The sequence below is a fragment of the uncultured Nostoc sp. genome (assembly GCF_937863485.1).
Classification (GTDB): Bacteria; Cyanobacteriota; Cyanobacteriia; order Cyanobacteriales; family Nostocaceae; genus Nostoc.
Genome location: NZ_CALMFY010000213.1, coordinates 1 through 13489, shown reverse-complemented (window position 1 = coordinate 13489; position 13489 = coordinate 1). Strand labels below are relative to the sequence as shown.

Genomic DNA, 13489 nt, shown 5'->3' with positions numbered 1-13489 from the left:
GTACAAGTGCCAATCCACTCCCGAACGCTACCATCATCTTCGATGACGGGGGCACCCCAGACCCAAAAGTAGCGATAATTGCCATCTTGGCCCCGAATTCGGTATTCAATTTGATACATGCTCAGGTTTGTTACGGCAACACCCCAGGCTTCTCCGGTATAGGGGCGATCGTCGGGATGAACAGCATCAATCCAGCCCCCATTTTCCGCTTCAGCCAGACTTTGACCTGTGTAGGCGATCCAGTCTGTCAATTCAAAGCAAATTCCTTCTGGTGTGCTGACCCAGATAATTTGCGTGTTAGTTTTGACCAGAGAGCGGTATCGTGCTTCGCTCCGTTTCAAGATTTTTTCGGAGTGTTGACGTTCCTGCTGGGCCCGCCTGAGGTCGCTAATATTTTCCACACTTGACCAGATCAGTTGCTCTCCATCTTTCTCAATCATCAGTCCAGAGATTCTGACCGGAATCAGATGCCCGTCTTTGTGGATTAACTCCTTCTCATCGGGCCCGTAGCGACCAGTCTGTTCTAGGTTCTCTAGCAGGGCTTGCTCGGCGACATAGTTTTTTGGAGTAATTTGCCAGTAGTTGAGATTCAGGGTTTCTGGAACAGTACGCCCCAAAATGGCAGCATAGGCGGGGTTAATGTTAATTAGTGTCCCATCTGTTCGGCATAGTACTAGCCCAACAGGACATTGTTCAAATAGCTGACTGTTGTATTCATCGAGTTGGTTAAACATGGTTGAGGTTTCTTTAGTGGCGTATTTGGGTAGGGTTAGAACAACAGAACCAAGACAACAAAGTGGCGTAAAGCTTTAACGAAATTGGGTGGCGTTGGAACATCTGGTAAATTTGATCGGGTGATGCAGCTTCCACCTCTGGACTGTGCTGTGAAAGTCGCTGGATCAATTGAGTGTGGCAGATCAGCAAATCCGTCGGTTTGAGCATTGGAACTGTTGATGCAATGAAGCCGTCGGCATCGGGAGTGGAGGATGATTCGGTTGTGATTGGCGAGGTAGAGGTGCTATTTTGTTCTTCAGCCGCGTCCACCATTGCACAATTTACCGGAATCTGAATCCAGAATTCTGTCCCTTCACCTGGTTGAGAACGACACTTGAGAATTCCCCCATGTTTATCCACAACAATTTGGTAGCTGATTGCCATGCCTAACCCGGTTCCCTTACCAACATCTTTTGTGGTGAAGAAGGGATCGTAAATGCGGTGGATTATCTCCTCCTTCATGCCTGGGCCATTGTCGGCAATGCGAATCACAACCGAATGGTGGTCGAGGACTTTGGTACGAATGATGATTCGGGCAGTAGGGGGGGATATTTCTTCATTGCCCATTCCCTCCTCTAGAGCGTCAATGGCATTTGCCAAGACGTTCATAAACACCTGATTCAACTGTCCGGGATAGCATTCAATCAGGGGAAGTTTTGCATAGTCTTTAACGATTTCAATTGCCGGACGATGAACATCTGCTTTCAAGCGATGGTGAAGAATCATCAGCGTTCCGTCGATGCCATCGTGGATGTTGACGGCTTTCATTTCGGCTTCGTCATGGCGGGAGAAGTTTTTCAGGGATTGCACAATTTCTACGATGCGACTAGTGCCCAGTTTCATCGAATCCAGCAGTTTGGGAAGATCCTGCATGATAAATTCCAGGTCTATATTGTCTAACTCTGATTCCAGTTCTGGAGGAGCAACAGGTAGGAATTTCTGATACTTTTCCAACAGGTGCAACAAGTCTTGGGCATATTCGGCAACATATCTTAAATTGCCGCAAATAAAGTTAACCGGGTTGTTGATTTCGTGGGCAACTCCAGCAATGAGTTGCCCTAGACTGGACATTTTTTCGCTTTGGATTAACTGAGTTTGGGCCAGTTGCAACTCATGGAGAGCTTGCTGAAGCCTCTGTGTCTGGGCTTTTGCCTGGACGGCTGCTTGAGTGCTTTGTTCGTAAAGTACAGCTTTGTCAATAGCGATCGCACTTTGAGAGGCAAAGATACTCACAAGTTTCAGGTGTTCAGCCTTGTATGAGTCAGTTTTGTCCGCTCCAATGGCGATCGCTCCCAGTACCCGCTCCTTGGCTCGTAACGGTACACAAATCATTGCACTAACGTTTTATTTGCCCCTCTAATCGAGGATCGGCTTGCACATCATTGACGAGTTCTGCCCGGTTAGATTGCACAATGTTGCCAATAATTCCCTTACCTGGTTCCGGCTGACTGTCATTAAAAAACACTCCAAATTCGGCAATGATTTCAAATGCAGTTGCATCTGGACTCAGAAGCAGAATCATCCCCGCAGACGATTCAATCAATTGACTCAATTCCTGAAGCACGAGTTGGGCAATCTGTCGAGTATCCAAACTTGTTGTGAGTTGAGTTGAGATATCCTCAAACAAATCAATTTCCTGGTATCGTTCTAGCAATTCTTTAGCGAGTATTTTCTTTTCAGCTTCCTGTTTTGCTAGAAACGAGAGTAAAGTCGCAAGTAGAGTTGCCTGTTCCCCCCCAACAACCCAACCGATGATTTCTCCTGACACCTCGATTGGATATCTGTTTTCCGTAGTTTGCTTCCCAATGCTAATTAGTTTTGTGCCGTCTACCAGTTCAACATCAATCGCAATGTTCAACTGGTAGACTAACCCCTGAAGAAGAGATGGCAACTCTTTTTTGTTGAGAATCTTTCTGAGGCTAACTGCCGACATGAAACACCTCATAAGCAGCAGGTTGCAAATTTCCAGCAATAAAACCAACCGGATTATTAATTTTATTTGCCACCTCTGCCACTAAGTTTCCCAAAGCGGACATTTTCTCACTTTGTACCAGTTGCAGTGGTGTCTGTTGATAAAACCTTGGATTTTCTGAAGACGTGGCTTGAGTACAGAACCGATTCAGGATTTCAACGAAATCGTTTGTAAATTCTTCTCTAGACTGTTTGATGGCAATAGGGGATTGGTTAGTGTCACCCTCAGAGTAAATCTCTTTGGTGGTCACATAGCAGAGAATCCGAACGGTTGCCTTAGGGTAGCTATCCGTAACCCTACCCTTCGGGAACGGCTTCGCCGAACGGGAAAGCAAGCTACGTTTAGCATCGCCCCAAAAGAGAGAAATTGTCATAAAAATCTAGGCGTATAATAATTTACTAATTAAGACTAGTTTTCCCAAAAAGATTGGCGGTATAACATTGAAGTCAAGCGGCGGCAAATACCTTTAAACTCTTTACCAGAGGCATCTTTCCGTCCGTGTAACTCGCTTATTTTTTGATGAGTTATAGAAAAACTATAAATAAAAATTTGATAATTAGAGAAAACCATAGATTTTAATCTATGGTAAATTAATATTTTTTATTGCTACTACTTCTAAATTGGCAATCAGCTTTTTTGAGTATGTATGTGATTGCATTTCTGAGACTGGAATAATCCCCTGTCTGGCAAAACATAAATAGTGTCCAAAATCAGCTGCGATCGCAGCTGATTTTGGTAATTTTAAAAAGTATTTAGGTAAGCGGTAGCTTCAGTTAGATTCGAGAGTAGCGAAAACGAAGTCTGAGTAGCCGAAGCCAGCGTAACCACATTTGTGCAGGTTGTTCAAAGAAGGTGAAAATATCACCGAAACCCAAATTAGTTTTGTGATGGTGTAACCAGTGTCTCTCAGGAGTAGTAATAAATAGAATTTGGCATAAAATATTTACAGGCTTTGAAGTTTGCCAACCTAGTACACTTATGTGTCTCCACCATACATGAAACTGACCAAGCAGTAATCCAGAGATAACGCCAATGGGAGAGAAAGACCACAGGACTACTGCTATGAGTACATAAGGCAAAGCTCCCAAGATACCATCTAAAAGAACCTGGGGATTAAAAGTCAAAATAGCGTAGTGGCGGAAGTCCTTCTTCCAGGAGTGGTGCGTTTTTAAATGAAGGCTACCAAAAACGTGCTCGGGTACGTGGTAAAAGAATGTAGATAGAAAATCGCCAAAAAACAGTAATAACCAAGCAACAGCGATAGCCTCAAGCATTTGTACTCCTCAAGTAAGTAAAACTCCACAGAAAATATGCAAATGTCATGCTGTCGGCGTAGGTAGACACCTGTTTTGTGCTATGCAAAGTAACTGTGCGTCTCATGGGTCTACGCTCCAGTTACAGCTATTTTCAGGTAAATAGACCACGCGGTAGGGGCGCAAGGCCTTGCGCCCCCACGATAGATGTGGTTCAAATACTTGAATTCTGCTGTAATTTGGCTCAGAGTATATGTAATTGGGTCAGTTGCAGTTTCATGAATTTCTGCTCCTTAATGCAGTCAACAGCAACTCGTAATAACCTCCAATTTGACTTCTAGCTCTGGGTTAACGGTAGCGATAAATCTAAAAACCGATAGAAATACAGTACTTTAGCATAGTTACTACACAATCTTCTTACTAAGGCATACAGCGTAAGCAAAGGTTGAGTTAAAGTTAGTACAAATTTAGGTTAAGGCTTTCTTCAACATTGTTAATTCTAAATTGATTGTAATTAAGCTGCAATTATGAATCTAATCAGAACGATATAAATAGGTATTTTGCCAAAGTGACCAGGGTTATCGAGGTGAATAAAGCGGGTTTATAATTAAATTGAGAAGCGGCAAAATTTTGAGCATCTAGAATTAACTAGATGCCATAATAGTAGACTATGAATCAATAGATCATGGGTAAGGAGCGACGCAATCAGACGAAGACACAGTGACGCGGAGAATGAATATTTCCCTATGTCCTCGTCTCAACCTTTCAATTTGAACTTATACCAATTCTATGTAAGCTTAAAGCAAGTGGCATGGGGTTTTCCGACTTGTACTCCTACGGGGATCTTGCTAGCAAGAGCGTCTCCCTTAGGAGAGTTTAGTTTTTTTGTGCCCATCTACTTGCTTATCTTCACACAGTTTGGTATTTTATTGTCTACCTACTTAAACTCTGCTTTGATATAGAAAAAATGTTCAGAGACTTTAAGAGCGGCAAATGTGGCGATGCCTGCGGCGGGCTGCGCCAACGCAGATGGGTTCACCCGTCTTTTGGTTTGTGAAAACTGAACACTATTAGTCAAGCTGTGGAGTATAAAAAGGTGATCAACTTCAATCAGTATAAGGCTTTAACTTTCGATTGTTACGGAACCCTGATTGATTGGGAGAACAGCATCTTAGGGGTGCTAAAGCCACTTCTGCTAACACATAACATTAATTTGGATGAGGATCAAATTCTGGAACTTTTTGCTGAATTTGAAGCAGAAGTGGAAAAAGAAGAATATATCAAATATCGAGAAGTTTTGCAGATAGTAATTCAGAAATTTGGTGAGCGATTCAGCTTTGAGCCAACTGCTGAGGAACTAAATTCACTTGCTGATTCGATTCAGCATTGGCTGCCTTTCCCCGATACAGTTGAAGCACTTAAAACCCTCAAGCAAAACTTTAAGCTGGTAATTATCTCAAATGTCGATGACGATCTCTTTGCTTTCTCAGCAAAGCACTTGGAGGTGGAATTTGATCAGATAATCACAGCAGAACAGGCAAAAAGCTACAAACCCTCTTTAAACAACTTCAGACTTGCTATTGACAGAATTGATTTGCCGTTAGAGCAGATATTACATGTTGCTGCTAGTGTATATCACGATATCGTTACAGCCAAATCTCTGGGACTATCAACAGTCTGGGTAAACCGTCGAGCAGAACAACAAGGAGTTAGCGCCACAGAATCAGCAATAAGTCAACCTGACTTAGAAGTGCCAGATTTAAAGACTCTCGCTGCTTTGAGTTCACTTTAACAATACTGAGTAATAAGTGCTGAGTGCCTAGCACTATATTCGATGAGGATCTGTTGTTACAAAACGAAACAGGGATTGCAACATAGATTGATTCTGCCTTAATCTGGAAAAACTACTACGTCAGTTTGATGGCACATTCACCCTTCTTTTGAGGGCGACGTGCAAAGGACGGGTGACGCTCGTACCAACGCTCTCCTTCTGGCTCTCCAGGATCAGCGTGCTGATAAACTTGTTCAATAAAACACTTTGATAGCCTAAAACGATGAAAGCATCTGCTAATTTCGACTTTGAAGACGAGAAATTCAATGCACCGCCTTCTCAAGTCATTCCCTGGTGTCAGATGATTAATCCTCGGTATGGCACAGATGGTATGCAATCCCACGGTTTGGCGATTAAGCTAGATAATGCCCATGCTGTCGGCTTTGTGCCAGATGATAATTGGCAGCAGGTAGAGCATGAATTTAGCTCTGGAGTCGAAACGGTGTTTATTAGCACTAGTCCACACTTGGTTTTAGTGCGTCGAGGGCCATTGTCTGTCAAAGACCGGGAAAGTGGTCTAAAACTGGGTACGCTCAAAGAAAATTATGATGCTTTTTTAGCCGACAAACTTAAATTTAAAACCTTTACTCGCTATTTAATTTTTATAGTGGGTGAGAATAAAAAGTTTTTACATGAATCACCACTACAATTAACTCTTAATGGTGCCGCCGGAGCGAGTTTCAGCAAAACCTACTGCGAATATCAACAAGGTAAAGTAGTTAGTGGATTCGTTGCTGAACTAGAAAAGGCTTATGCTGTTTACCGCAAGCAACCTTTGACACCAAAAGGCGCTTTGTTCCACGCTCACGGGATTTTTTGCCCGATAATTGAGTGTGAAGAAAGAGGTATTGAACCAAATACAGTTCTGGTAGCTTCAACTGTAGACTACAAACATCCGACAGTAGGAACTTTAACACAATACTTAATTGCTTCCGATTCTCTTGAGTCTGCAATGATTTGCAAGACTTTTGAAGAATACAAAGATTTTGGGAAGGAACCTGTAAAATCAGAAACGCCTAAATTGGCGATGGCAGAAGTTTCCAACTCTTACGTTTATGCTGATGAAGATGATTTTGCTTATCCGCCGTACTAAAAAAAGTGAGGAGTGAGGAGTGATAAATGATGAGTTTTGAATTAATAACAGACGCGATTAATCGCGTCTCTACTCCAAATTCCTGTACAGACGCGATTAATCGCGTTTCTACTCCTAACTCCTAACTTTATTCTTTGAGCAGCAAATAATATAGTGAACCATTACCGCCTGTGATGCCAGCGCGATCGCCTGCTAGTTTACCAGACCCCATGAAATAATCTACCCTTCCTGGACCTTTGATGGCGCTTCCTGTATCCTGGTCTAGCACAAAGCGGCTGACAGTACGCCTCTCTAGTTTGCCACCACTGGCAGGATAGGGAAATGAGTTATGAATCAGGGCTAGCGCTCCCGGTGGCATGAGAGACTTATCTGTAGCAATGGAACGTTCTGCTGTCACTGGCACATGAATACAGCCTGTAGCTGCGGTACCACCAGTTTCTTGAAAGAAAATAAATCGTTTCCAGCGTGGCAGATAATTGCTCAACTCCTGCGGCCGTCGCCGGAAGAAAGCAGTCATCCGTGGTAGCGTCAATCCATCTAGTGGAAGTTTGCCATCTTTCGCTAGTTCTTTGCCGATACTAGTCCAGGGGTAATCAGTTCCACCTGCATAGCCAACTGACGTTGTTTTGCCATTAGTTAATTTAATTTGGGCAGAGCCTTGGATATGTACCATGTATGCGTCAAAGCGATCGCGAAACCAAAGCAGTTCTAAACCGCGCAACTTGCCCTTATTTCCTTGTAAACCATCCCTACCTTCCAAATCAATTCGTTTTGGGTGGGGTTTACGCCATTGGCTGAAATCAGGTGGTAGCCGATAAAGAGGATACTTATATATTGAAGTCCTGACACGGCTAGCGGTGTAAACAGGTTCATAATAAGCAGTAAACTTAACAGTACCCTTGCCATCGTTGCCCACAGACTGGTAAAAGACAAACTCACGGCGGACAGCGGCTTGTAATTGTGCTGCTGACTTAGAACCGATAACCAGTTCGCGGAAACGTAGCAAACTCGTGCGGACGCGATCAAGGGTAATTTCCTTAACTGGATAATTTTGATATGCTGCGATCGCCTCCTTCTTTGTTAGGTAAAGCAGACTGTTGTCAATGGAAGCCAACAACGCATTGCGATCGCCTCCGGTGGGCGAAGCGCCAACGCCTATTTTACCTGTTTGACCCCAAATTTGGTCATCCCAACCCAAACAAGTCTGCCCGAACGCACAATCGCTTGCAATAGCGATTGGTTTTAGCGGTGGCGTTAACTCAGGAGTAATTGGTACTGGTAGAGGTGGAAGATCAGGAGTTGTGGGTACTGGCAACGGCAGTAAGTAAGGAACCTGAGCAACAGCCGACCAGAGAGGGTTTATAAGGGCAATTCCCAAACTCAAGGAAAGCAAAGCAAGGGTTTTTCTCATCATTTAGTTGAATCTTTCAACACTGGAACTAAAAACTGGTTCTACCCGGATTGCCACGATCCGAGAAGGGCGGATTACCATATATTCCCCTTGAATATTTTTGAGCGGCACGCTAATAAAGTCATTAGAAGCAGACTTTGGCACAAGTTCGCCACTATACCACTTCTGAAACTCTTGAATAGTAGGAAAACGTACTTCTTCCCGGTGACCGCTTTCCAGTAGGAGGTATACGGCATATTCATTTGCAGTTCTAGGCATAAGGTTGAATCATTTAAAAAACATTCAACCTATTGTTAACCACGTAACCCCCGAATGAAAAGGGTAAGCATACGGGAGGTGGGGAGCAGAGGGGCAAAAGGGAACAAATGCCCAATAGACCAATGCTGCATGACTCTTCACTGTAGACGCTTAATCCTTTAACCAGTTCCTTAAAAAGTGTAAGTTTACATTAGCTCTTGCATAACTCTCCAATTAACCTGTGATAACTGATTAGCATTCCTGAACAACAGTTATTCAGGAGGCAAAAATTATGAAACTTTACTATCGTGGTCTGAGCTACGAATACGACCCAAGCAAAGTTGCCAGCAAAAAAACAGAACAGCCATTTGAGCCGGCTCCTCAAATTGGGCCAGCTTATAATCTGATGTACCGTGGCGTTACTTATCGTGTTGATCCAAATTCCAAAGCGGCGAAAGCTCCCATAGCACCAGTAGCCTATAAATTGAGCTCTCGGGGAATCACCTACATTGTAAATAAAACTGCACAGGGAGAAGTTACCGTAGTCTCTCAACCAGCAAGTATTTCCAAGTTGAAGTACGGCCGATTTCTAAGCTCGACTTTATCCATTTTTTTCGCAACGTGATTGCTATCGTTGAAACCTCTGTGGTTCAGTAGTTTTACTTTTTTAACTTCATCGATAATCTGTGACATGGAAAAAGTATTTGCTGAAAAGCCAGGGTTTTTGCTGGATAAAGAAAACCGAGTTCTTAATTTTGGATAAAGTCGAGCTAAGGAATTAAAGCTTCAATAATAAAATGGCTACAAGCCGATCTGGAGTCTAGGGAGTCATGAACTTGTAGTACAATCCTCAAAAAACCTTGAAATTTCAGCACTACCTATCTACTTTCTGTTTCAACAAACCTTGCTAAAGCTGGTAGTTGTGCCAAGATTAATTTGAGGACTTAGGCAAGTGAGACAATGTTAGGACAATTATTAGACGGACGTTACCAAGTCCTTCAAGTCTTAGGTGGAGGTGGATTCGGTCAAACCTACATGGCCCAAGATACCCATCGACCAGGTTTGCCGAAATGCGTTGTCAAACACCTTAAGCCTGTCACTCGTAGCCCTGAATTTCTTGAAACTGCTAGACGGCTATTTACCAGTGAAGCAGAAACACTAGAACAACTGGGCAACCATGACCAGATTCCTCGGCTTTTAGCCTATTTTGAAGACAACCAAGAGTTCTTCTTGGTGCAAGAGTTCATTGAAGGGCATACTCTCAAAGCGGAACTATTCCCCAATCAACCTTGGACAAAAGATCAAGTAATTCAACTGCTCCAACAGGTGTTGGGTATTCTACAATTTATTCACAGCCACAACGTTATCCATCGAGATATCAAGCCGGACAATATAATTAGGCGGCAACAAGACGGCAAGTTAGTGCTGATTGACTTTGGCGCAGTTAAACAAGTCCAAACTCAACTGGTTACAGTTCTAGGACAGATGGGGGCTACTATTATCATTGGTACCCCAGGATATATGTCTACAGAACAGGGGCAAGGTAAGCCCCGCCCCAACAGCGATATTTATTCCTTGGGCATTATTGGTATTCAATCGCTGACCGGGTTACATCCGATAAACTTTGAGGAAGACCCAGATACAGGAGAAATTTCTTGGCAGCATCAGGCTAACGTCAGTTCTGGGTTGGCATCTGTACTATCTAAGATGGTACTACACCACTTTAAACAACGCTATCAGTCTGCGGCTGAAGTTCTACAGGCGCTTAAGGATCTCGATACTAAAATAGAAGCGCAATCACTTCAACCACTATCTTTTACACAACCGCCTCAAGCTTTACTTTCTCAACAAAACTCAATTGGGTATCCGCCTGCTTCTATCCTGTCTCCAGAAAATTACAGTCGGTTGGAAACAATTCTTTTAGAATTTGTCGGCCCCGTTGCCTCAAGATTACTACGACAAGTTGCGGCATCAGCGCCCAACCCCGAAGAATTAATTAATCAATTGGCCCTTCATCTTCGAGGAAATCAACAAATTGATTTTAAGAAGAAAACAATGTTTCTACTAGAGAAACCTACTCTACTACAGGAACTTACTGTTAAATCGGAAATTAAGTCAAATAATTTACCAAACCAAGAACCTCAAGAAATCAGCGATAGCTTTGTGCATCAGTGCGAACGGGAATTAGCTAATTTAATTGGACCAATAGCTAAGTTCTTAGTCCAAAAAGCTGTTAAGTCTTCTGGGCAAATTTCTCGTGCAGAATTGGTGAAAGTTTTAGCATCACAAATTCCTGAACCTCAAAAAGCTTTGCAATTTCAGCAACGTCTACTTTCTTAAATTTTTAGCTGATACCAATTTTTAAAAAAATGCAACAAATGGGTAAATTGTGTTTCGCTTGACTTTTTGATAATCCAAAATCGTTCGACTGAAGCGTTCGCAAGAGCGTCTCTAAGAGTTGCCGTACCACTTCGTGGAAGCAAGCTACGCGTAGCGTTCCGCATGAAAGTCAAAAATCTAAAATCCAAAATGGAATTAGCTCTAATTATTCAGCATCTCCAGAGCTATTTTTAAGCTAGCTTTCATTCGATTAAATGCTTCTGCTAACCCGCCAATTTCATCACTAGAGCTTTCTTCAAAATCAGCGTTCATATCACCCACACTAACTTTTTGGGCTATTTTCTCTATTCTTCTGATCCGCTGAATCACATATTTTTTGATTAAGAAGTTAATTAAGAAAAGTACGAGCGCAAAGATAGTAATTAAAATTCCCATTATCAATATCCAAGTCCGTTTGGCATTGGCAAAAATCTCTTGAGAAGGAACAGAGATTATTTGGGCAGAAACAATCTGATTCAGTTTCCAGCCAAAACCATTTTCCGATCCATAAGTTACCAGTTGACTCTTAGGAGCCTGATCTGGTGTAGTATGACATCGCAGACATTGCTGCTGTGTAATCTTGAGTGGTTGGGCAATATAAAATACTTCGCCTTCTGACAAGGTGCGAAAGCCAGTAATTTCTAAAGTCTTCGGTTCGTTGCGAAAACGCTCTACAAGTTGAGTTTCAAAACTATCGGCTTTATCTGCTAAATTAGTTGGATTAAGTGTTGCATCCTTATGAAAAAAGTTTTTATATTCCGGCTTTTTACGAAAATTCTCAAAAACCTCTTTAGAGGAAAAAGTTGGTACTACTTCAGGCATGAACGTTGGGTTAGTATCTAGTCTAGGTTCCAATAAAGGAACTATTCGATTTTGTGTATAATCTCTAACTGCGTTCACCATTTGGATCAGAGTCTGTGCTTGAGAAGCCACTTCATTTTGCGCTCTCCCTTGAAGTACACTGGATAAGGCAACACCACTTCCCACAATACTGACTATGAAAACTAATATTAAAAGTAAGTTAAATTTAGCACCTATTTTTAAGTTTTTTAACGTAATGTTGTTTAACATAACCTAAGCAACCAAGGTGGTATCTGAGTTTGTCTAATATTTATTTATACCTGTTAGAAAGCATCTCAACAATATTTAAATAAATATTAATTTTTTGTTGCAATGTAACCTATTTAGGCAGCAGTCAAACTTATCTAAATTAGTCCTGAAAGCCAAGTTATTTCTTTAACCATAATTAATGATGTTTTTGCGATTTCCCCGGCGTTTCTTTCTATTTAATCTGCTAGGTTTGACATTTGCTGCCTGCCAATCACCAAAGGAGTTTGAAGGCACGTTAACTATTGGTGTTATCAACTATGGTGGAGGCGAACAGATAATTAACCAATATGCTAAATTCAATAGTTACTTAGGTGAAAAGACAAACTCATATATTCAGCTAGAGCCTGCTTTTAATGAAAATAGAGCGGTTGAGCGCCTTCAGGCTCGTGCTTGGTCATTGGTATTTGCTCCACCAGGTTTAGCGGCTATTGCGATCGCACGTCACCAATATGTTCCCCTGTTTCCTTTAATAGGTATTAGTAATTTGCGTTCAATCTTCGTTGTTCGCAAAGACAATCCAATATCTGACTTAAAACAGCTGCAAGGTCAAACAGTGGCTTTAGGTCAGTTAGGTTCAGCAACAGGATATTATTTCCCACTTTACAATCTTTATGGTACAACACTAGCACAGATCCTATTTGCACCCACACCCAAAGCCGGGCTGGAATTAGTCGCCCAAGGAAAAGCGATCGCCTGTGCTGTCTCGGAGGCGGAATTGGCTCTCTACGGTTCACAGTTGGGCCCAACCGAATTCCGCATATTATTTAAAGACCCTCACTATGTACCATTAGGTGTGGTCTTGATTGGACCGAATGTAGAACGTAACCGTCAAGAGTTCATTCGCAAAGTAATGAGCGATGCACCTTCAGGTTTAACTCAAGAAGTAGGGTATATATCCAATGGACAAGTACCAGATTACAAATACATGATTTCTGTGGTTGATCGGCTGAGTTCAATTACTTCTCAGCTAGAAAAAAAACCTGTTCGTTTATTTTAATCAACGTAAAATCAACCTAGCTACTATTAGTTTTCGTGCTACTGAAAAGACGAAGGAAGAGGTGAAGGCACAAGAAGATCCGCCAGAGTTTTGCCGTCAAGCTATCCAAGAAAAGCTAGATAAGGATAAAAAGAAATAATTCCAAAAAACTCTAAATATAAAAAGCTCTTGATAAGTAGGGAGCTTTTATTTTGAGAAAAATTCGAGCTTCAATTGTTGAAATCTAGTTCAATTATTTATTCTCTTTATCGCCACTTAGTGTAAATGTACTACTTTTGTATTGATTTATTAATGTAATACTGTGATCGCTAAAAAGATTTACTTAAAGGAGTACTATAAACCGCGTCCACCTTGAAAACTGTAGTTCTTTCGGTATAAAAAGAAAAAACCCTCATCCCCCAGCCCCTTCTCCCAAATTTGGGAGAAGGGGAG

General features: G+C 42.0%; 11 protein-coding genes and 1 pseudogene. 5 read left to right on the top strand and 7 right to left on the bottom strand.

Annotated features, from left to right (window positions below; genetic code table 11):
• From Q0541_RS28325 to Q0541_RS28310, 4 genes and pseudogenes are all read right to left on the bottom strand, one after another.
• Nucleotides 1-734: PAS domain-containing protein (locus Q0541_RS28325; protein WP_298919166.1), on the bottom strand; the 734-nt coding region annotated here is incomplete at its 3' end.
• Nucleotides 735-747: 13 nt separating this feature from the next.
• Nucleotides 748-2707: pseudogene (locus Q0541_RS28320) on the bottom strand (ATP-binding protein).
• Nucleotides 2694-3119, bottom strand: a complete 426-nt coding sequence (locus Q0541_RS28315; protein WP_298919164.1) for a hypothetical protein — start codon at nt 3117-3119, stop codon at nt 2694-2696. Before Q0541_RS28315 ends, Q0541_RS28320 begins: the two are co-directional and overlap by 14 nt.
• Before the next feature lie 400 nt (nt 3120-3519).
• Nucleotides 3520-4020, bottom strand: coding sequence for a fatty acid hydroxylase (locus Q0541_RS28310; RefSeq protein ID WP_298919162.1), 501 nt, complete (start codon nt 4018-4020; stop codon nt 3520-3522).
• A 1075-nt stretch (nt 4021-5095) separates the two neighbouring features.
• Here Q0541_RS28310 and Q0541_RS28305 point away from each other — a divergent pair.
• Both Q0541_RS28305 and Q0541_RS28300 read left to right on the top strand, forming a co-directional pair.
• Nucleotides 5096-5791, top strand: coding sequence for a haloacid dehalogenase type II (locus tag Q0541_RS28305; protein ID WP_298919160.1), 696 nt, complete (start codon nt 5096-5098; stop codon nt 5789-5791).
• Nucleotides 5792-6053: 262 nt separating this feature from the next.
• A complete protein-coding gene (locus Q0541_RS28300; protein WP_298919158.1) occupies nt 6054-6923 on the top strand; it encodes a DUF5895 domain-containing protein in 870 nt (289 codons plus the stop codon).
• Between the two features lie 127 nt (nt 6924-7050).
• Here the strand turns inward: Q0541_RS28300 and Q0541_RS28295 are convergent, their stop codons facing one another.
• Both Q0541_RS28295 and Q0541_RS28290 read right to left on the bottom strand, forming a co-directional pair.
• On the bottom strand, nt 7051-8334 hold the full coding sequence (locus Q0541_RS28295; RefSeq protein ID WP_298919268.1) for a murein transglycosylase A: 1284 nt from the start codon (nt 8332-8334) through the stop codon (nt 7051-7053).
• A gap of 3 nt (nt 8335-8337) precedes the next feature.
• Nucleotides 8338-8592, bottom strand: a complete 255-nt coding sequence (locus Q0541_RS28290) for a hypothetical protein (RefSeq protein ID WP_298919156.1) — start codon at nt 8590-8592, stop codon at nt 8338-8340.
• A 271-nt stretch (nt 8593-8863) separates the two neighbouring features.
• Between Q0541_RS28290 and Q0541_RS28285 the strand changes: the two genes are divergently transcribed.
• Both Q0541_RS28285 and Q0541_RS28280 read left to right on the top strand, forming a co-directional pair.
• Complete coding sequence (locus tag Q0541_RS28285; protein WP_298919154.1) at nt 8864-9196, top strand: DUF4278 domain-containing protein; 333 nt, start codon at nt 8864-8866, stop codon at nt 9194-9196.
• A gap of 335 nt (nt 9197-9531) precedes the next feature.
• Nucleotides 9532-10911 carry a serine/threonine-protein kinase gene (locus Q0541_RS28280; RefSeq protein WP_298919152.1) on the top strand — a complete coding sequence of 460 codons (1380 nt, stop codon included), beginning with the start codon at nt 9532-9534 and terminating at the stop codon, nt 10909-10911.
• Between the two features lie 201 nt (nt 10912-11112).
• On the opposite strand, the gene Q0541_RS28275 is transcribed toward Q0541_RS28280, so the two are convergent.
• Nucleotides 11113-12021 carry a DUF3365 domain-containing protein gene (locus tag Q0541_RS28275; RefSeq protein WP_298919150.1) on the bottom strand — a complete coding sequence of 303 codons (909 nt, stop codon included), beginning with the start codon at nt 12019-12021 and terminating at the stop codon, nt 11113-11115.
• Nucleotides 12022-12202: 181 nt separating this feature from the next.
• Between Q0541_RS28275 and Q0541_RS28270 the strand changes: the two genes are divergently transcribed.
• Nucleotides 12203-13057 (top strand): PhnD/SsuA/transferrin family substrate-binding protein, encoded by an 855-nt coding sequence (locus Q0541_RS28270; RefSeq protein WP_298919266.1) that lies wholly within the window; start codon nt 12203-12205, stop codon nt 13055-13057.
• Nucleotides 13058-13489 lie beyond the last annotated feature (432 nt).

Coding starts and splice junctions, on each gene's coding strand:
- Q0541_RS28315 (WP_298919164.1), bottom strand. CDS start 3,119: ATGACAATTTCTCTCTTTTGGGGCGATGCTAAACGTAGCTTGCTTTCC.
- Q0541_RS28310 (WP_298919162.1), bottom strand. CDS start 4,020: ATGCTTGAGGCTATCGCTGTTGCTTGGTTATTACTGTTTTTTGGCGAT.
- Q0541_RS28300 (WP_298919158.1), top strand. CDS start 6,054: ATGAAAGCATCTGCTAATTTCGACTTTGAAGACGAGAAATTCAATGCA.
- Q0541_RS28295 (WP_298919268.1), bottom strand. CDS start 8,334: ATGAGAAAAACCCTTGCTTTGCTTTCCTTGAGTTTGGGAATTGCCCTT.
- Q0541_RS28290 (WP_298919156.1), bottom strand. CDS start 8,592: ATGCCTAGAACTGCAAATGAATATGCCGTATACCTCCTACTGGAAAGC.
- Q0541_RS28285 (WP_298919154.1), top strand. CDS start 8,864: ATGAAACTTTACTATCGTGGTCTGAGCTACGAATACGACCCAAGCAAA.
- Q0541_RS28280 (WP_298919152.1), top strand. CDS start 9,532: ATGTTAGGACAATTATTAGACGGACGTTACCAAGTCCTTCAAGTCTTA.
- Q0541_RS28275 (WP_298919150.1), bottom strand. CDS start 12,021: ATGTTAAACAACATTACGTTAAAAAACTTAAAAATAGGTGCTAAATTT.
- Q0541_RS28270 (WP_298919266.1), top strand. CDS start 12,203: ATGTTTTTGCGATTTCCCCGGCGTTTCTTTCTATTTAATCTGCTAGGT.